General features: G+C 66.1%; 17 protein-coding genes. 9 read left to right on the top strand and 8 right to left on the bottom strand.

The features are described from left to right. Window positions 1-4: 4 nt before the first annotated feature. From AC1RSI_RS13670 to AC1RSI_RS13680, 3 genes are all read right to left on the bottom strand, one after another. Window positions 5-943: a hypothetical protein gene (locus tag AC1RSI_RS13670; RefSeq protein ID WP_154725771.1), complete on the bottom strand. Its 939-nt coding sequence runs from the start codon at window positions 941-943 to the stop codon at window positions 5-7. Window positions 944-1,071: 128 nt separating this feature from the next. Further along, a complete protein-coding gene (locus AC1RSI_RS13675; RefSeq protein WP_154725770.1) occupies window positions 1,072-2,274 on the bottom strand; it encodes an exo-beta-N-acetylmuramidase NamZ family protein in 1,203 nt (400 codons plus the stop codon). Next, complete coding sequence (locus AC1RSI_RS13680) at window positions 2,271-2,777, bottom strand: DOMON-like domain-containing protein (protein WP_035306912.1); 507 nt, start codon at window positions 2,775-2,777, stop codon at window positions 2,271-2,273. The genes AC1RSI_RS13675 and AC1RSI_RS13680 overlap by 4 nt, the downstream gene beginning before the upstream one ends. 199 nt (window positions 2,778-2,976) lie before the next feature. Between AC1RSI_RS13680 and tyrS the strand changes: the two genes are divergently transcribed. The 4 genes from tyrS (at window position 2,977) to AC1RSI_RS13700 (ending at window position 6,679) form a co-directional block, all read left to right on the top strand. Further along, window positions 2,977-4,230, top strand: a complete 1,254-nt coding sequence (gene tyrS, locus AC1RSI_RS13685) for a tyrosine--tRNA ligase (RefSeq protein ID WP_035306910.1) — start codon at window positions 2,977-2,979, stop codon at window positions 4,228-4,230. Window positions 4,231-4,366: 136 nt separating this feature from the next. After that, entirely contained in the window at window positions 4,367-4,834 is a 468-nt protein-coding gene (locus tag AC1RSI_RS13690) for a peroxiredoxin (protein WP_447941462.1), read from the top strand. A gap of 158 nt (window positions 4,835-4,992) precedes the next feature. Beyond that, on the top strand, window positions 4,993-6,138 hold the full coding sequence (locus AC1RSI_RS13695; protein ID WP_035306903.1) for a peptidoglycan DD-metalloendopeptidase family protein: 1,146 nt from the start codon (window positions 4,993-4,995) through the stop codon (window positions 6,136-6,138). After that, complete coding sequence (locus AC1RSI_RS13700; protein ID WP_230307585.1) at window positions 6,122-6,679, top strand: bactofilin family protein; 558 nt, start codon at window positions 6,122-6,124, stop codon at window positions 6,677-6,679. Before AC1RSI_RS13695 ends, AC1RSI_RS13700 begins: the two co-directional genes overlap by 17 nt. A 78-nt stretch (window positions 6,680-6,757) precedes the next feature. On the opposite strand, the gene prfB is transcribed toward AC1RSI_RS13700, so the two are convergent. Both prfB and AC1RSI_RS13710 read right to left on the bottom strand, forming a co-directional pair. Further along, a protein-coding gene (prfB, locus tag AC1RSI_RS13705; protein WP_154725768.1) for a peptide chain release factor 2 occupies window positions 6,758-7,883 on the bottom strand; the annotation gives its coding sequence in 2 pieces (ribosomal slippage) (window positions 6,758-7,813 and window positions 7,815-7,883; 1,125 coding nt in all). Between the two features lie 119 nt (window positions 7,884-8,002). Continuing rightward, a complete protein-coding gene (locus AC1RSI_RS13710) occupies window positions 8,003-10,414 on the bottom strand; it encodes a penicillin-binding protein 1A (protein ID WP_008260750.1) in 2,412 nt (803 codons plus the stop codon). A 137-nt stretch (window positions 10,415-10,551) separates the two neighbouring features. Here AC1RSI_RS13710 and AC1RSI_RS13715 point away from each other — a divergent pair, with 137 nt between their 5' ends. Genes AC1RSI_RS13715 through AC1RSI_RS13725 form a run of 3 tightly spaced genes read left to right on the top strand, consistent with a single transcriptional unit; the run spans window position 10,552 to window position 12,998 of the window. Then, a complete protein-coding gene (locus AC1RSI_RS13715; RefSeq protein WP_035306895.1) occupies window positions 10,552-10,980 on the top strand; it encodes an organic hydroperoxide resistance protein in 429 nt (142 codons plus the stop codon). Between the two features lie 57 nt (window positions 10,981-11,037). Beyond that, entirely contained in the window at window positions 11,038-12,042 is a 1,005-nt protein-coding gene (gene cobS, locus AC1RSI_RS13720) for a cobaltochelatase subunit CobS (RefSeq protein WP_008262747.1), read from the top strand. Continuing rightward, window positions 12,042-12,998, top strand: a complete 957-nt coding sequence (locus AC1RSI_RS13725) for a toll/interleukin-1 receptor domain-containing protein (RefSeq protein ID WP_154725767.1) — start codon at window positions 12,042-12,044, stop codon at window positions 12,996-12,998. Before cobS ends, AC1RSI_RS13725 begins: the two co-directional genes overlap by 1 nt. A gap of 27 nt (window positions 12,999-13,025) precedes the next feature. On the opposite strand, the gene AC1RSI_RS13730 is transcribed toward AC1RSI_RS13725, so the two are convergent. Both AC1RSI_RS13730 and AC1RSI_RS13735 read right to left on the bottom strand, forming a co-directional pair. After that, entirely contained in the window at window positions 13,026-13,307 is a 282-nt protein-coding gene (locus tag AC1RSI_RS13730; protein WP_197019724.1) for a HigA family addiction module antitoxin, read from the bottom strand. Between the two features lie 7 nt (window positions 13,308-13,314). After that, window positions 13,315-13,596, bottom strand: coding sequence for a type II toxin-antitoxin system RelE/ParE family toxin (locus AC1RSI_RS13735; RefSeq protein ID WP_008259369.1), 282 nt, complete (start codon window positions 13,594-13,596; stop codon window positions 13,315-13,317). Window positions 13,597-13,699: 103 nt separating this feature from the next. On the opposite strand from AC1RSI_RS13735, the gene AC1RSI_RS13740 reads away from it, so the two are divergent. Together AC1RSI_RS13740 and mutL are read left to right on the top strand one after the other, a co-directional pair. Continuing rightward, entirely contained in the window at window positions 13,700-15,463 is a 1,764-nt protein-coding gene (locus AC1RSI_RS13740) for a response regulator (protein WP_154725766.1), read from the top strand. Between the two features lie 63 nt (window positions 15,464-15,526). Further along, entirely contained in the window at window positions 15,527-17,413 is a 1,887-nt protein-coding gene (mutL, locus tag AC1RSI_RS13745) for a DNA mismatch repair endonuclease MutL (RefSeq protein WP_447941461.1), read from the top strand. A 401-nt stretch (window positions 17,414-17,814) separates the two neighbouring features. Here mutL and AC1RSI_RS13750 read toward each other — a convergent pair whose 3' ends face one another. Further along, complete coding sequence (locus AC1RSI_RS13750) at window positions 17,815-18,741, bottom strand: serine/threonine-protein kinase (RefSeq protein ID WP_492793343.1); 927 nt, start codon at window positions 18,739-18,741, stop codon at window positions 17,815-17,817. Between the last annotated feature and the right edge of the window lie 12 nt (window positions 18,742-18,753).

The following is an 18,753-nucleotide window of genomic DNA, read 5'->3' on the forward strand; positions in this document are numbered from 1 at the left end:
ATCGCTAGAACCGACCGCCTCGCGCCATGATGTCCTCCAGCAAAACGTGCAGCGTGGCGGGCCAGATCACACCGACATCGGTCGATTTGGCCACCAACTCCGAAATATGTCTGGCGCTGATCGGACCATCCGACGCCAACGACCTGTAGAGGCCATTCATCTGGTCCAGATAGAGGGTTACTTTCTTTTGGTGCGCCCGCACCTTGATCCACTCGCTCGGGAGCATGATCAGCGACCAGGTCGCTTCGAGGAAAAATAGCCCGGTCAGTATGAAGCCTACGATCCAGAGCCAGCGTTCGGGGAAGAACGCCTTCGAAGCAAACCAGAATAGCAAGTAGCCGAGATAGCCAGCGACCGCCGACATGAACCGGCCGAAAATCCAGTCGGTGATCGGCCGACGCTTCCATGCGCTAGGAGCGAGAATCGGGATGTGCGGAGCGTTCAGGACGCTATCTGCAAACTGGTAGAACTCCATAGCCACCATCACGTCCACGAACACCCGGTCGGCCTCGGCCGATTTAACCGTCCCGGCGACGTACCGCCCGACCACTTCCTCGATCTCCGGACGCTGAAACTGCGGGACCATCTTCGCCCGTTGCTCCGGCTTGGCAGTGACATCGCTTAAAACGTAATGGCGGTGGCTCCAGACGCGTCCGCTATTGTCGTCCCACGAAGGAGCAAAAGCATAGCGGAGATGGTCGATGGGGACGGACGCAGCAGCCAACATCTCGTCGAATACGTTCCGACCATACCGGCCAGTCGTGTCGTTGTGCCTATGACCCGCAGCAACCGCCTCCAAGGCCGCCGTTCGTGTCACGCCGTCCAAAAGTCGACCATATTCACCGTGTCGCGCTTTGTGATCATCTCCCATCACGGAAGCTATTTTTCGGTCCACCCACGCGCGTCGATGCTCTTCGACTTCGTAGTCCAGGTGTTCAGTCATATTCGCCCCGCAGCCCCTCACCGTTTGGCACCTTGGCGCTTTGTCACCCTGTTTTCGCGCCAAGCCCGCCGGACCTCAACCGATCACCCAGCTCCAGCCACTCCACCGAACAGGCCGGCCTGTGCGGCTCAATACAGCAGGAACGGTCGCCTGACCTCTTCCCATCCCGCCTCATCCGGCCGCGTCGCCGCATCCAGATCCCCCGGCCCCGCCGCCGCGTCATCCACCCATTCCCGCAGCCCCGGCCCGCCGTTGATCACGTCGATGGGCAGTTTCCCGAACGCATATTCGTACGGAAAATCCCGCCACAGGTCGTAGTCGGGATACAGCCGCCGGATCGCCTTGAACCCCAGGGACTGCACCCGCCACGGCTTGAAGGCGCCGTGGTCGTAGCCGGGGTGGTCGACATGGATCTGCACCCCGCTGCACAGCTGGCCGACATGCTTATGGAAGGTCGGCTCGAACCACATGTCGCGCAGCACGCAGCCGCCCAACCACTCCGGCGCCAGGGCGTGCATCTCGGCGATCACCGCCCGCGCATCGATGTCCGGCGCCCCGAACAGCTCCAGCGGCCGGGTCGTGCCCCGCCCTTCCGACAGGGTCGCCCCCTCCAGCATCACCGTGCCGGCATAGGCGCGCGCCATCGACAGGTTCGGCGCATTCGGGCTGGGATTGACCCAGGCCCGCTCGCCCAGCGGCCAGCCGAAGCCCGGCCCCGCCTCGGGCGCCCAGCCCTGCATCTCCACGACGCGATAATCCACATCCAGCCTGAACTGGTCGATGAACCACAGGCCCAGTTCGCCCATCGTCATCCCGTGCCGCATCGGCATCGGCCCGGCCCCGACGAAACTCTCCCAGCCGGGCTTCAGCGTCTGCCCCTCGACCGGCCGCCCCGCCGGATTGGGCCGGTCCAGCACCCACACCGACTTGCCGTGTTTCGCCGCCGCCTCCAGCACGTACAGAAGCGTGGTCACATAGGTGTAGATGCGGCAGCCCAGGTCCTGCAGGTCGATCAGGACGACGTCGAACGTCTCCATCCACTCGTCCCTGGGCCGCCGGACCTCGCCGTACAGGCTGAAGACCGGGAAGCTGTGGACCGGATCGCGATAATCCGGGCTCTCCATCATATTGTCCTGAAGATCGCCCTTCATCCCGTGCTGCGGCCCGAAGGCGGCGGTCAGTTCGATCTCGGGACAGGCGGCCAGGGCGTCCACCGCATGGCCCAGATCCTTCGTCACCGAGGCCGGATGCGCCAGCAGGGCCACACGCCGCCCCTTCAGCTGCGCCCTCAGGGCGTCGTCGGACAGCAGGCGGTCGAGACCGAAATTCATGGCAGTTCCAGCGCGAACGAGTCGGAATGATGAAAGTCCGGCTTATCCGATGGATGCGCCAGGGCCCAATAGGCGATCGCCCCGTCCAGCCCCTCGACCACAGCCGTCAGCCCGACCGCGTCCGTCGCATCCTCCGGCAGGTCCACATCGACCGTCAGCCCAAACCGCCCGGGCGCCATCCGCGTCACGATGAAGGGCGCCGTGATCTCCAGCCTCCGCATCCCCTCGCGATAGCCGTCGAACCGATAGGCCGCCCAGGCCCCCGACGGCGACAGATTATATTCGACATAGCCGTCCGCCGTCCGCACGAAGGCCTCGAAACAGGTCGTCCGCCACAGCTCGTCCGTTCTGGCCCGCGCCGCCGCCTGCGGCCAGCGCACCATTTCAACCGGCCCGGCCACGACATATTCCAGGCTCAACACCCGCCCCGCCCGCCGCGCCTCGACCTCCAGCGTCAGCCCGGCGGGCGGCGAACTCGGGTGTGGGATCAGGGGCAGACGCATCCGTCCTTCGTAGCGAAGGCTTGACGCCGGTCAACGCTCCGCCTTATCGAAGGCCCCATGTTCGCCGCCCGCGCCATCGCCGGCCTGTATTACCGCCCGCTGTAAGCGAGCGGCCCGCGAACACGCGCCGCCTTCGCTGGCGACGCGCTCTTCGGAAATGGAAGACGACCGCCGGCATCCCTGCTAACGGAGCCCCGCCATGACCGAACAAGCCTTCAAATCCGACTTCCTCCGCACCCTCCAGGCGCGCGGCTACATCCATCAGATCACCCATCCGACCGAGCTGGACGAGGCGGCCGCCTCCGGCGTGGTCGCCGGCTACATCGGCTTCGACGCCACCGCCCCGTCGCTGCACGTGGGCAGCCTGATCCAGATCATGATGCTGCGCCGGCTCCAGCAGGCGGGCGGCAAGCCCATCGTCCTGATGGGCGGCGGCACCACCAAGGTCGGCGACCCGACCGGCAAGGACACGTCGCGCCCCCAGCTGACCGAGGAGACCATCCAGTCGAACATCGACTCCATCAAGACGGTCTTCGCCAAATTCCTGACCTTCGGCGACGGCCCGACCGACGCGGTCATGGTCAACAACGACGACTGGCTGTCGGGCTACGGCTACATCCAGTTCCTGCGCGACTTCGGCACCCATTTCACCGTCAACCGGATGCTGAGCTTCGACTCGGTCAAGCTGCGGCTCGAGCGCGAGCAGCCGATGACCTTCCTCGAGTTCAACTACATGCTGATGCAGTCGGTGGACTTCCTGGAGCTGAACCGCGCCCTGAAGGTGACGCTGCAGATGGGCGGGTCGGACCAGTGGGGCAATATCACCTCGGGCGTCGATCTGGTCCGCCGCGTGGACCAGAAGGCCGCCTTCGGCCTGACCACCCCGCTGCTGACCACGGCCTCGGGCGGAAAGATGGGCAAGACCGCCCAGGGCGCCGTCTGGCTGAACGCCGAACAGCTCAGCCCCTATGACTACTGGCAGTTCTGGCGCAACGCCGAGGACGCCGACGTCGGCCGCTTCATGCGCCTGTTCACCGACCTGAGCCTGGAGCAGATCGCCGAATACGAGGCCCTGGAAGGGGCTGCCATCAACGAGGCCAAGAAGGCCCTCGCCGACGCCGCCACCACCCTGCTGCATGGCGCCGAGGAAGCCGCCAAGGCCCGCGCCGCCGCCGAGACCGCCTTCGAGAAGGGTCAGGTCTCCGCCGACCTGCCGACCGTCGAACTGCCGGCGGCCGAGGTCTACGGCGCCATGATCGCCGCCGTCGTGACCAAGGCCGGCCTGACCGCCTCGAACGGCGAGGCGCGCCGCCTGGCCCAGGGCGGCGGCCTGCGCCTCAACGACGCCGCCGTGTCCGACGGCGCCCAGCTGCTGACCCAGGCCGACCTCAAGGACGGCGTCATCAAGCTGGCTGCCGGCAAGAAGAAGATCGTGCTCGTTCGCCCGATTTGATTTCCGCTCATCCCGGCGAAAGCCGGGACCCAGTGCTTTGGGCGCTCCGCCGCATCCGACGTCCGCAGCGCTTGATCCAACGTACTGTCTCGAAAGAACTGGGTCCCGGCTTTCGCCGGGATGATCGGAGTTTGAAATGTCCGCTGCCGAAGGCCACCCCGCCCCCGCCCTCGACCTGCCGACCGACAACGGCGGCCGGGTCTCCCTCTCCGCCCTGAAGGGCAAGCCCGCCGTCGTCTATTTCTATCCCAAGGACGACACCACCGGCTGCACCCGCGAGGCCCAGGACTTCACCGCCCTGACGCCCGACTTCGCCGCCCTGGGCGTCCCGGTCATCGGCGTGTCCAGGGACACGGTGAAGAAGCACGATCGATTCAAGGCCAAATACGACCTCGCCGTCGTCCTGGCCTCGGACGAGGACGGCGCGGCTTGCGAGGCCTGGGGCGTCTGGGTGCAGAAGAAGCTCTACGGCCGCGAATATATGGGCATAGAGCGCGCGACCTTCCTGATCGACGCCGACGGCCGGGTCGTCCGGGCCTGGCGCAACGTCAAGGTCGCCGACCACGCAGCCGCGGTTCTGGAGGCCGCCCGTTCATTGGGTTGAATTCCGATTCTGAGTTTCGCCAAATGCGAGAATCTCAATCAACAATCGCGTGATGAGACGGCAAAACGGCATCAATCGTGGTTAACAGGGCATGAACAGTCTTGCCCGTGTCATCGTTGCACCGGATAAACCTCACCTCGACGTGGGGGCGTTGCGTAATGACCGTGCAAGATCAGTCGCCGGAATCATCTTGGTTCGAACGTTTTTTGCCCGTTCGATACCTTTACCTGCGCAGCCGTGACGATATCCGGGCCTATGCCCTGACCGCGCAGAGACAGCTGGTTCTGGGCGCCGTCGCCGTGGCCGCCGTCCTCTGGTCCCTGGTGGCCTCCGGCGCCTTCCTGTTCGACCTCATCGCCCAGCACCGCTCCGACGCCGAGGTCGTGCGCGCGCGCGCCGCGTCGGAACGTCTGAACGCCGACCTTCAGGCCCGGCTGGAAAGCGCGGTGGTCCGCATGTCCGCCGCCAACGGCTCGCTGGAACAGACCGCCGCCATGATCGAACGGCGCCACGCCGCCCTGACCACGGTGATGACCGACTTCCACGGCGTAGAGGGAGCCCAGCGCGCCCTCGCGCCCGCCGCCATCCCCGACAGCGCCAGCCCGATCCAGCGGATTCTGGCCGTGCGCCTGGATCAGGAACGGCTGCTGGACCGGGCCGAGGACTTCGCCCAGACCCGCGCGGAACGTCTGCGTCTCGCCTTCCGTCTGGCGGGTCTGAACCCGGCCGCCTATGTCGCCGCGTCCGAGCCCCTGGGCGGCCCCCTGGTCGAGGCGCGCGACCCGCGCGCCCTGGCCGCCATCCTGGACGTGGACGAGCCCTTCGCCGTACGCATCCGCCACGCCGCCACCAACCTGAACGAGATGCGGGCCCTGACCGACGCCGCCGGGGGCCTGCCGTTCAAACGCCCGACCCAGGCCCGCACCACCTCGGGCTTCGGCGTCCGCTTCGATCCGTTCAACGGCCGGCCAGCCGTCCACCAGGGCCAGGACTTCGCCGCTCCCCTGAACACGCCCATCTACGCCACGGCCCCGGGCGTGGTCGCCTACGCCGGCGTCCGTTCAGGCTATGGCAATACTGTAGAGCTAGACCATGGTCGCGGTTTCAAGACGCGTTACGCCCATCTCAACACCCTGGGGGTTCAGCCCGGCCAGTCGGTCGCGCTTGGCCAACGTATCGGAGGGATGGGCACGACGGGCCGCTCCACCGGCGTCCACCTCCATTACGAAGTCTGGCTGAACGGCCGACCCCAGAACCCCGCACGCTTCCTCAGAGCAGGAGACCAACTTGTTCAACAAAATTAGCAAACCCTCGAGCCCGACCCCGGCGGCTCGCCCGACCGCTCCGGTCATCCCGCCGCTGCCGGACATGCCCGCCGCGCCGCGCGCCGGCGGCGCCGCCCCTTCGGCCGTGCCGACCGGCCGCGGTCTGTCGACCCTGTCGTCCGACCTGGTGTTCGAAGGCAATGTCTCGGGCGCCGGCGATCTGCAGATCGACGGCCAGGTGAAGGGCGACGTCCGCGTCGGCCGCCTGATCGTCGGCGAGACCGGCGCCGTCGAAGGCAATGTTCAGGCTGACTATGTCGAGGTGCGCGGCCGGGTCGTCGGCGGCGTCCAGGGCAAGCAGGTCAAACTGGTCGCCACCGCCTATGTGGACGGCGACATCACGGCCGAACAGCTGTCGATCGACGTCGGCGCCTTCTTCCAGGGCCGCGTCGCCCAAGGCCAGCGTCAGGCGCCCGCCCCCGCCGCCGTGACCCCGGTCGCGCCGGCCGTGCAGGCGGCGGCCCCTCTCGCTCCGAAGCCGGAAACCGCTCCGGTCGTCCAGGGGAAGGAAACGGTCTGACCCCGAGGCCCTGAAGTCAAAAGGGCGGCCCGGTGTCCGGGCCGCCCTTTTTCTTGTCCGCGGTCGTCCCGGCGCCGATCAGGCGTCCGCGCTGGAGCCGCGCGTCTCGCCGACCCGCGCCGCCAGGGCCGCGCCCATGAAGGCGTCCAGATCACCGTCCAGCACCCCTTGGGTGTCCGAGGTCTCGACCTCGGTCCGCAGGTCCTTCACCATCTGGTACGGCTGCAGCACATAGGATCGGATCTGGTGGCCCCAGCCGATGTCCGTCTTGGCGTCCGCCAGGGCCTGGGCCACGGCTTCGCGCTTCTGCAGTTCCAGCTCATACAGCCGCGCCCGCAGCATCTTCCACGCCTGTTCGCGGTTCTGGTGCTGCGACCGGCCGGCCTGGCAGGCCACCACCGTATCGGTCGGCACGTGGGTCAGACGCACGGCCGAGTCCGTCTTGTTGATGTGCTGGCCGCCCGCGCCCGAGGCGCGATAGGTGTCGGTGCGCACGTCCGACGGATTGATGTCGATCTCGATGGCGTCGTCCACCACGGGCGAGACGCCGATGGAGGCGAAGCTGGTGTGCCGCTTGGCCGCCGCGTCATAGGGGCTGATGCGCACCAGGCGGTGAACGCCTGATTCCGACTTCAGCCAGCCGTAGGCGTTCGGCCCGGAGATCAGGATGGTGGCCGACTTGACCCCCGCCTGTTCGCCTTCTTCATAGGCCTCGATCGTGACCTCATAGCCATGCGCCTTGGCCCAGCGCGAATACATTCGCAGCAGCATGCCGGCCCAGTCGTTCGACTCCGTGCCGCCGGCGCCGGAATTGACTTCCAGATAGGCGTCGTTGCCGTCGGCCTCGCCGGACAGCAGGGCTTCCAGCTCGGCCCGGGCGGCGCGGTCCTTGATGCCCCGCAGCAGGACGCGCGCCTCTTCCAGCGTGCCCTCGTCGCCTTCCTCGTCCGCCATCTCGGCCAGCATCACCCCGTCCTCGAGGTCCTGCTCCATCGCCTTGACGGTGTTGATCTTGGCTTCCAGCTGCGAACGATCGCGGCTGACGGCCTGGGCTTCTTCGGGCTTGTCCCACAGGGTCGGATCCTCGACCCGCGCGTTCAGCTCATCGAGCTTTCTTAGAGCGACATCCCAGTCAAAGACGCCTCCTGAGCAGAGCGACGCTCTGCTCGATGTCGGCCTTCATGGCCTCGACATCCGGTCTCATCGCAATCTCCAGCGACACAAGGCCCTCAGACAGCAAGGCTCGCGGCCTTGCAAAAGGGCAGGATTAAAGGAAAACGGCGCGCCACGAGGACGCGCCGTTCGAAAGGCCTACCTAGAGCCTCAATACAATCCGCTCAAGTCCTCGGCCGGCGCCTTCTTCGGCGGAGGGGCGGCGGCGGGCGGCGGTGGCGCTGCGGCTGCGGCGGCGGCGGCCTCCTGCTCGCGGCGGATCACCTCATAATAGTTCTGGGGCCCGACGGGCTGGGTCGGGGCCTGGACCGGCCGCGGGGCCTGACGTTCCGTACCCGGACGGAAAGCCTCTTCGATGCCGTTCACCATGCGGAAGACGGCGTTCTTGGGCCGCACGAAGGGCCGCGCCGGCCGTTCCTTCAGCGCCGTCTGCATGAATTCGGTGAACACCGGCACGGCGGCCGAGGCGCCCGCCTCGCCCGAACCCAGCGACCGGTTGTCGTCGAAGCCGATGAAGACGCCCACCACGATGTCGGTGGTGAAGCCGACGAACCAGGCCGAACGATATTCATTGGTCGTGCCGGTCTTGCCCGCCACCCACCGGCCCAGGCCGCGCGCGCTGGCGGCCGTGCCCCGCTGGACCACGCCTTCCAGCATCGAACTCATCTGATAGGCGGTGATGGGATCGATGACCTGGGTTCCGCGCGGTTGAAGGCGCGGCGATTCCTGACCGGAGAAGCCCCGGGCGCAGTCGCGGCAGCTGCGGGTGTCGGCGCGGAAGATGGTTTCGCCGTCGCGATCCTGGACGTAGTCGATCAGATAGGGGGTGACCCGCCGCCCGCCGTTGGCGAAGGCGGAATAGGCGGCCGTGATCTCCAGCGGCGTCACCTCGCCGGCGCCCAGCGACACCGACAGGTTGGGCGTCAGGCCGGGGATGCCCATCCGGGCCGACTGATCGACGATCTTCTTCATGCCCACCGACTGGGCCAGCCGCACGGTCATGACGTTGCGCGACAGCTCCAGCCCGCGCCGCAAGCTCTGCGGCCCATAGTATTCGCGGCTGTAGTTCTCCGGCGTCCAGCGCTGGCCGTTGGCCCCGCCGGCGAAGCTGATCGGCGCGTCCAGCACGATGGAGGCCGGGGTGAAGTCGCCTTCCAGGGCGGTCGCATAGACGAAGGGCTTGAAGGCTGAACCCGGCTGGCGCCGCGCCTGGGTCGCCCGGTTGAAGCTGGACAGGGCGTAGGAATAGCCCCCCACCATCGCCAGCACCCGGCCCGACTGGGGCTCGATCGCCACCAGGGCGCCGTTGACGCGCGGCACCTGTTTCAGGGCGTACTGACCGCCCTTCCGCTCGACGAAGATCAGTTCGCCGCGCCGCAGTTGCTTGTTGGCGTTGGCCCAGGCGGCGTCGGCGGCGATCAGGGTTCCGGTCTCGTCATCCTTGGCGGTGCGGATGCGGACGGTGTTTCCGCTGACGCTCTCGATGGCCGCAGCCTGCCAGGTGCGGCGCTCGGGCGGCGCCTGTTCCTTCAGGGCGGCGGCCTGCCACCCCTCGGCGAAGTCCGTCGTGCCCCAGCCCCCGCGCCAGCCGTGGCGTCGGTCATAGTTCTCCAGCCCCTGCATCAGGGCTTGGCGCGCCGCCGTCTGCAGCGTCGGATCCAGGGTGGTGCGCATATAGAAGCCGCCGGCGCGCAGCTGCGCCCCGAAGTCCGGATTGGCGGCGGCCTGGCGCCGCGCCTCTTCCACGAAGAAGTCGGCGTCCTTGTACTCCGACCGTTGCGGCGCATCGCGCGTGACCAGCGGCCGGGCGCGCGCCTCGACCAGCTGGGCCTCGGTCAGCCAGCCGCTCTGCTCCATTTCGCCCAGCACCCAGTCCCGCCGGCCCTTGGCCGCGCCGGGGTGGCGTTTGGGGTGGTAGTTGTTCGGTCCCTTGGGCAGGGAGGCGAGGAAGGCCGCCTCGTCCGGCGTCAGCTGCGCCAGCGACTTGCCGAAATAGTTATAGGCCGCCGAGGCGATGCCGAACGAGCGATAGCCCAGGAAGATCTCGTTCAGATACAGGTTGAGGATCTGCTCCTTGGACAGGGTCGCCTCCAGGCGATTGGCCAGGATGGCTTCCTTCAGCTTGCGGTTCAGGCTCGATTCGTTGGTCAGCAGGACGTTCTTGGCCACCTGCTGGGTGATGGTCGATCCGCCTTCCAGCCGGCGCCCCTGCACCAGGTTGAAGATGTTCTTGATCGAGGCCCGGCCGATGCCGCCCACGTCGATCCCGCCGTGCTGGAAGAAGTTGCGGTCCTCGGCGGCCAGGAAGGCCTGCACCACGGTCAGGGGAATCTGGTCATAGGACACATAGATTCGGCGCTCGTCCGAGAATTCGCCGATCAGGGTGCCGTCGCCGGCATAGACCCGCGTCGCCGTCGGCGGCCGATAATCGGCCAACTCGGACGCGTCCGGCAGGTCGTGAAACAGCCACGCCGCATAGACGGCGACGACCAACCCCGCCAGGGCGATACCGCCCAGCAGAACCATGCCCGCCCACACGAACCAGCGTTCGGCAATCTTCACTGCGTACTCCGACGACGCGCCCCGAAAGGGTGCTTTAGACCGCGTCGCCCCCTAAAGGCTAGGGCGCGGATGCAACGCCCCCTTCCCGTCTCCCGTTAAGCCCCCATCTGAAGCCTTCGCAACCCCAGGAGCCCACCATGGAAGTTCTCTATCGCGCCCAGGCCACAGCCTCCGGCGGCGGCCGCGAGGACGGCCGCTCGGCCACCGACGACGGCAAGATCGACGTCAAACTGTCCACGCCCAAGGAAATGGGCGGCAAGGGCGGCGAAGGGACCAATCCCGAACAGCTGTTCGCCACCGGCTACGCCGCCTGCTACCTCGGCGCCCTGCGTCTGGTCAGCGGCAAGGCCGGAACCCCGGTCGGCCCGGACACCAAGATCACCGCCGGAATCGGCTTCGGCAAGAATACGCGCGGCGAGGGCTTCAACCTCGACGTCGACCTGACCGTCACCGACCATGGCCTGGACCAGGCGGTCATCGACGACCTGATCGAGAAAGCCCACCAGGTCTGTCCCTATTCCAACGCCACGCGCGGCAACGTCGATGTGCGTCTCAGTGCGAAATAACCGCATGAAGGGCCGCGCGCGTGTTGAGCCGCGCGCGCGGCGCCTCTAGATGGAGGCATGACCTCCCCGCTCGACGCCACTCCCGACCCCCTGCTGACGCTCGAACCCGCCCGCCGCGTGACCCTGCGCGAGGCCTTCGGCGTGGACAGCGACATGACCGTGCCCGCCTTCGCCGAGCGCGACAGCCATGTGCCCGAGATCGACGAGGCCTATCGCTTTGATCCGCAGACGACGATCGCCATCTGCGCCGGCTTCGCCTTCGACCGCCGCGTCATGGTCCAGGGCTATCACGGCACGGGCAAGTCGACCCATATCGAACAGGTCGCCGCCCGCCTGAACTGGCCCCTGGTGCGCGTGAACCTGGACAGCCATGTCAGCCGGATCGACCTGATCGGCAAGGACGCCATCGTCCTGAAGGACGGCAAGCAGATCACCGAATTCCGCGAGGGCATCCTGCCCTGGGCGCTGCAACGCCCCGTCGCCCTGGTGTTCGACGAATATGACGCCGGCCGCCCCGACGTGATGTTCGTGATCCAGCGCGTGCTCGAGGCCCAGGGCCGCCTGACCCTGCTGGACCAGAACCGCGTCATCCGCCCCAACAAGCATTTCCGCCTGTTCGCCACGACCAACACCATCGGTCTGGGCGACACCACGGGCCTGTATCACGGCGCGCAACAGATCAATCAGGCCCAGCTGGACCGCTGGAACATCGTCACGACGCTGAACTACCTCGACCACGACGTCGAGGCCGAGATCGTCGCCGCCAAGGTGCCCGAGTGGAAGGACGCCGAGGGCCGCCGCCGCATCGCCGCCATGGTCCGCGTCGCCGACATGACCCGCAACGCCTTCATGAACGGCGACATCTCCACCGTCATGTCGCCCCGCACCGTCATCACCTGGGCCCAGAACGCCATCATCTTCGGCGGCGACCTGGCGCTCAGCTTCCGCCTGACCTTCCTGAACAAGTGCGACGAACTGGAACGCCCCACCATCGCGGAGTTCTACCAGCGCGCCTTCGGCGAGGACCTGCCCGAGGCGGCGACGCGGGTGAAGGTGGGGTGATGGCGGCCGACAATCCGACCGCCTTCATCAGCTACTCTTGGGACGATGAAAGCCACAAGGGTTGGGTTCTTGGGCTAGCAAGCCGGCTCGTTGAAAACGGCGTTACCGTTAAGCTTGATCAGTGGGATGTCCCCTTAGGGGATAGTTTGACGGCGTTCATGGAGAGCAGTGTTCAGAACTGCGACTTCACTCTTGTTGTCTGCACTCCAAACTACGCAGCCCGTTCTCTTCAAAGAAGGGGCGGCGTCGGTTATGAACAGCAGATCATCTCTGGGCAAATCGCCTCGGGTGTGCCCCGATCGAAGTTCATACCTTTGATCCGATCGGGCTCATTCAATGCGAGTGACACGGACTCGGCGCTACCTCCTCATTTTCTCGGCATACACGCCTTGGATATGCGAGGCGACGTATCAGACGAGACATTCGAAGATCTTCTACGGGCAATCTACAAGGCACCTCGCCTCAGCCCACCAGCGCTTGGAAGAAAGCCAGAGTTTACCGCACATGAAAATCGGACAACCGTTCGTTTGGCGACACTCGAGATTGACGGATTTTATCTCAACAGCGGTGTTGTGAGCGCAGAAATATACCCGGACACTTTCATTATACCGTCCGAGGAAGAACGGCAGGCTGTAAAGCCGACCGATTTAGTCAAGTTAAGCTTTGAATTGCAGCAACTTATAGTCGATGATGAGGACGATTCGGCGGAGCCGGAAGTTGAGGGTGAGCGGATGTGGGTCGAGGTGACCGGCCACAGCGGCCCATACTTTGTAGGACGGCTTAGAAATCAGCCGGCCTCATACGTATTCGTCAACCCCGATGATGAGGAAGACGTCCATATCGAAAAGGACGCACCACTGACCTTCGACAGTGAGGTGACATTCCTTCCGGAACACATAATCAGCATCCAGACAGCAGAAGAGGCTGAAGAATCTCGCCGACGTGCCGGGCTGTAAAATCCTTCATCCCGAGCCCTTGCCGGGTCACGCCGCCCTCGGCCTGATCATCGCCAGCGCATCGCCCATCTTCGCCCGCTGCATCCGCAGGTCGTAGCTCTTCTGTAGGTTTAGGAAGAACCCCTCGCTCACTCCCCAGTAGCGGGCCAGGCGCAGGTCGGTGTCGGCGGTGATGGCGCGTTTGCCCAGGACGATCTCGTTGATCCGGCGCGGCGGCACCCCAATGGCCTTGGCCAGCGCAGTCTGGCTCAAACCCGCAGGAAGGATGAACTCCTCCAGCAGGATTTCACCCGGCGTCACCGGTTCCATCAGTTCCTCAGTGGTAGTCGCAGATTTCGACATCTTCGGCGCCTCCGTCTGTCCAGCGGAAACAAATCCGCCACTGCTGATTGATCCGGATCGAATGCTGTCCCTTCCGGTCGCCTGACAAGGCCTCCAGCCGGTTTCCCGGCGGCGATCTCAGGTCGTCCAGCCGCGAGGCCGCATCGATCAGCTCCAGCTTCCGCTGCGCCGCGCGTCGGATATCCGGCGGCAGTCGCCGTATGGCGACGCCGTTCCAGAAGCGCTCCGTCTCGCGATCACGGAAACTGCGGATCATGGCGGCAGCATAACGTACGGCGTTATGCCGATCAATCAAGCACGATTGAGGCCTCGTTAAGCTCCCTCGCGTAAGGCCACGCTTGAAGCGGGGACTTGGCGTAGTGGCCGACAGTACAGATTACCTAAAAGCCTATGCCGACCGTTACCGGGACATGTTCCCGGTGCGGCTGGTCACTATCGCCGCGATCGTGATCGTGGGCTGGTGGGTGATCGGCTGGGGTTGGGCGACCAATTTCGCGGTCTTCCAGTTCGGCCTCTACCTGGTGCTCTGGAACGTGGTCCAGACCGCTCGCGCCCGCCCCCGCGCCCCGGGGGCCGAGCGGCGTTTCAGGCTCAGCACCGAGGCCGTCACCCTCGGCCTCTCCACGCACAACGCCCTGTTCATCCTCGCCGTCTGGCATTCCCAGCCCCATTATCTCGACTATCTGCGCCTGTTGCTGGCCGGCAATCTGATGGTCGGCGCCCTTCAGGTGCACATCAGCCGGCGCAGTTTCGCCGCAGCCGTCGTCCCGCCGTCCATCGCGGCCATGATCCTCGCCTCCAACCAGCCCCAGGCGACCACGGGGATCAAGGTCGCCGTCGGCGTGTTCGTCCTGGGCATCATCGCCGCCTCCTGGCGCCAATGGCGCAGCGATCGCCAGACGGTCGAACTGATGGTGGCCCTGACCGAACGCTCGCGCGAGCTTCAGACCGCCCTGGCCCAGGCCGAGACCGACCGCGCCGCCGCCGAACGGGCCAACAAGGCCAAGTCCCGCTTCCTGGCCATGATCAGCCACGAGGTCCGCACCCCCCTGAACGTCATCCTGGGCCTGACCGAGGTCCTGCGCGGCCGTCGTCGCCCCAAGGCCGAGGCCGCCGTGATCGACGACATGGCCGAGGCCGGGGGGATGCTGTTGCGCCTGCTGAACGGCGCCCTGGACATCTCCAAGATCGAGTCCGGCGAGGTCGATCTGCGCCTCGCCCCGGTCGATCTGGGCGAGCGGTTGGACGCCATCGCGCGCGTCTGGCGATCCCGCGTGGACGAACTGGGCCTGAGCCTGAAGATCGAGCTTCAGGGCGTGCGCGAGCATTTCGTCGTGATGACGGACGAGGGTCGGGTCGAGCAGGTCCTGATCAACTATCTGTCCAATGCGCTGAAGCTGACGCCGGCCGGGACCATCTGCATCCGGATCCGCGCCCTGCCCGCCGCCGACGGCCGCATCGACCTGGATTTCGAGGTTCACGACCAGGGCCCCGGCGTGCCCGAGGATCAGCGCGAACGCATCTTCCTGCCGTTCGAACAACTGGACGCCGGCCGCGCGGCGGGCGGCGCCGGCCTGGGTCTGGCCCTGTGCCGCGCCAGCGTCCTGGCCCTGGGCGGCGCCCTCGGCGTGCGGGCGGCCCAGCCCCGGGGCGCGGTCTTCTGGTTCCGCTTCACGGCCGAGCGGGCGACGCTTTCGACCGCCGCCGTCCAGCCCCACGCCTCGGTCGCCGTCCCGCGCGCGCCCCGCGTCCTGGCCGCCGAGGATCATGCGGCGAACCGCAAGCTGCTGGCCCTGCTGTTCCAGTCCTTCGGCCTGGACCTGGTGCTGGTCGAGAACGGGCGCGAGGCGGTCGAGGCCCTGCGCGCGACGCCCTTCGATCTGGTCCTGATGGATGTGGTGATGCCGGTCATGGACGGGGTCGAGGCCCTGACGGCGATCCGCGCCGAGGAGGCCGCCACCGGCCGCCCCCGCACGGCGATCCAGATGCTGACCGCCAATGTGTTCGACGAGGACGTGGCCCGCTACATGGCGGCCGGCGCCGACGGCGTTCTGCGCAAGCCCATCGAGATCGCCGCCCTCCAGGCCGTTCTCTCGGCCGCCCCCCAGCACGCTGACGCCTGACGGGGCCGCGCGCCCACACGCCGTCGTGGCGCGAATCCCTTCGCCGCCCTATCTTGGGTGAACATGCCCATCCGCCGCCTCTCCCCCGAAACCGTCAACCGCATCGCCGCCGGCGAGGTGGTCGAGCGCCCGGCCAGCGCCATCAAGGAACTGGTCGAGAACGCCCTGGACGCGGGCGGCCGCAATATCGAGATCCAGGCCGACGGCGGGGGCCTGTCGCGCATCCTGATCGCCGACGACGGCAAGGGCATTCCCAAAGCCGAACTGCCGCTCGCCATCGAACGCCACGCCACCTCCAAGCTGGAACCCGACGACGCCGGCGACGTGGACCTGTTGCGCATCCACACCCTGGGCTTCCGGGGCGAGGCCCTGCCCTCCATCGGCTCGGTCGCCCGCCTGTCGATCACCACCCGGTCGCGTGACGAGACCGAGGCCTGGGTCATCCAGGTCGAGGGCGGCGCGACACGCCCCCTGGCCCCCGCCCCCTTCCCCGGCCCGCACGGCGCGCGGGTCGAGGTGCGCGACCTCTTCTACGCCACCCCCGCCCGGCTCAAGTTCATGAAGTCCGAACGGGCTGAGGCCATGGCCATTTCGGAAGAGATCAAACGCCAGGCCATGGCGCACGAGGCCGTGGCCTTCACCCTGTCGCTGGACGGCAAGGTCGCGCTTCGCCTGCCCGCCGAACACCCCGGCGACGAGGGCCGGCTGAAACGGCTGTCGGCCCTGCTGGGTCGCGATTTCGAGGCCAACGCCCTGCTGATCGATCAGGAGCGGGACGGGGTCCGCCTGTCGGGCTACGCCGGCCTGCCCACCTATTCGCGCGGCAATGCGGCGCATCAGTATCTGTTCGTCAACGGCCGCCCGGTGAAGGACCGGCTGCTGCAAGGGGCCCTGCGCGGCGCCTATGCCGACTTCCTGGCCAGGGACCGGCACCCGGCCGCCGTCCTGTTCCTCGACATCGACCCGCTGTACGTGGACGTCAACGTCCACCCCGCCAAGGCCGAGGTCCGGTTCCGTGACCCGGCCCTGGTGCGCGGCCTGATCGTCGGCGCCCTGCGTCACGCCCTCCACGCCGCCGGCCACCGCGCCTCCACCACCGTCGCCGCCGACGCCATGGCCGGTTTTCAGCCCCACACCGGCGTCACCACCGGACCGGCCTACAGCCCCAGTTCCCCCTCGGCCCAGGGCTTCAGCGGCTGGACCGGCTGGTCCCAGCCCGCCGCCGCCGCCCAGATCATCCCCGGCCTCAACGAACGCAGTGCCCGCGTGGAACCGAGCTGGGACGCCCCGTCATGGACGCAACAGCCGCCCGCCGACGCCGCCAGTCACGACTCACGATTCACCCCTCACGCCCCCATCGACCCCCTCGACTACCCCCTGGGCGCCGCGCGGGGCCAACTGCACGCCAACTATATCGTGGCCCAGACCCGCGACGGCCTGGTCATCGTCGATCAGCACGCCGCCCACGAGCGGCTGGTCTATGAGCGGATGAAGGCCCAGATGGCCGAGGGATCCGTGACCCGCCAGGCCCTGCTGACGCCCGAGGTGGTCGACCTGGACCCGGCCGAGGCCGAACGCGTCGCCTCGCGCGCCGAAGAACTGGCAGAGATGGGCCTGATCGTCGAGGCCTTCGGCGCCGGCGCCGTCCTGGTGCGCGAAACCCCGGCCATGCTGGGCGACACGGACGTCCAGGGCCTGATCCGCGACATCGCCGACGACCTGGCCGAACACGGCGCCGCCCTGTCGCTGAAGGAGCGGATGGCCGAGGTCTGCGGCACCATGGCCTGCCACGGCAGCGTCCGCTCGGGCCGCATCCTCACCGCCCCCGAAATGAACGCCCTGCTCCGCCAGATGGAAGCCACCCCGCATTCGGGCCAGTGCAACCACGGCCGCCCGACCTATGTGGAGCTGAAGCTGCACGATTTGGAGAAGCTGTTCGGGAGACGATAGCTACCTGAAAACGGCGATTACTAAGGAGTTAACTCGCTCAGATCCATGCTGACCGTCGCCTTATTCTCATGCTGGAATCGACTTAAGCACGTCTTCTTAACAATCGGGAGTTCATAAATTCGCCCTTGACGCGAATCAGTTGTTCTCTAAATGTTCTCACCAGCCTGAAGGACGGATGAGATGAAACACTCTTCACAAGCCGCGCCGTTTCAACGGCCCAATTGCCGTCATTGCAATCGCAAATGGTCACCCACCGAAGGGAAAAACGCCGAGCGCGACTTTTGCAATCGGTGTGCTAGCGACCGCAAAGCATCAGCTATCGCCGCTTTTGGACTTCGCCCGCTGACCCCCCAAGACTTTCGAGGCAAATATCTTCTGCCGAAGGCGGCGCGGCAAAGCCGTTAAGTTTGCGTGGCGAAGAACTTCGTTAGCTGATTGTGAGCCGTCTTTGCTGTCACAGGTTTATTCGTACCGCCTAAGGTCCGCTTATTACCGATGCCATCAGTCGGTTCACTCCACGCCTGCCAACTCGATTTCTTAGGGTCTGATCGATCCCAAACGACTTGATGCGTTCGCGCACCCTTCTGCCGTCGCCATGTAATCTCTTCAGGACTGACGGCGCACTCCCAAGCCGGGTGGATTGATAGAGCGGCCACCGCCTTTTCCACAGCGTGGACGGTCTGGTAGCGATCTGCCGGGTCTGGTCTCAGCATCAGGCGAATAGCTCTTCGCCAGTCGGCAGGCACGTGCGGGAGCCAAATCAGTTTGTCGGCAAATCTCCCTGCCATCACAGCAGGCATGCCGGGAGCATGCTCCTCGTGCCACTGTTTGCCACTCAGTAGCCGGTAGAACGTCACGCCTGTCGCCCAGATGTCAGTTTTCGGGCTGGTTGGCGCGCCTTGGAGAACTTCTGGCGCCATATGATCGCTGTAAGCGTAATCGCCTGGCGAACCGTAGCCCTGAACAATCCGATCGGTGACGAGGCCGAAGTCACCGAGCTTCGTCCGCCCACGCGAATCCCGGAGCAAATTGCCCGGCTTGATATCTCGATGGAGCATGCCGTTTGCATGCAGATGGCCTAAACCAGATAGGCAATCTGTAGCGATCGATCTCATTTGGTCGATTGGGATCGGCCCAGCCTTATACGGCTCTGCCAACGAGCCACCCTCGCAAAACTCCATGACGTACAGGATCAGTTCATCCGTATCGTCTTCCACGTAGTGATGAACCGTAACCACGTTGCGATGATGGGCTTTCTTGAGGTGTGGATCGGCGTGGAAAAGGGACCCCGTTAGCGGTGTGATCGGCGTCGAATAAGGACCCCTCATTCCTGAGGTCTA

This window comes from Brevundimonas sp. GW821-FHT10E09 (assembly GCF_058809375.1).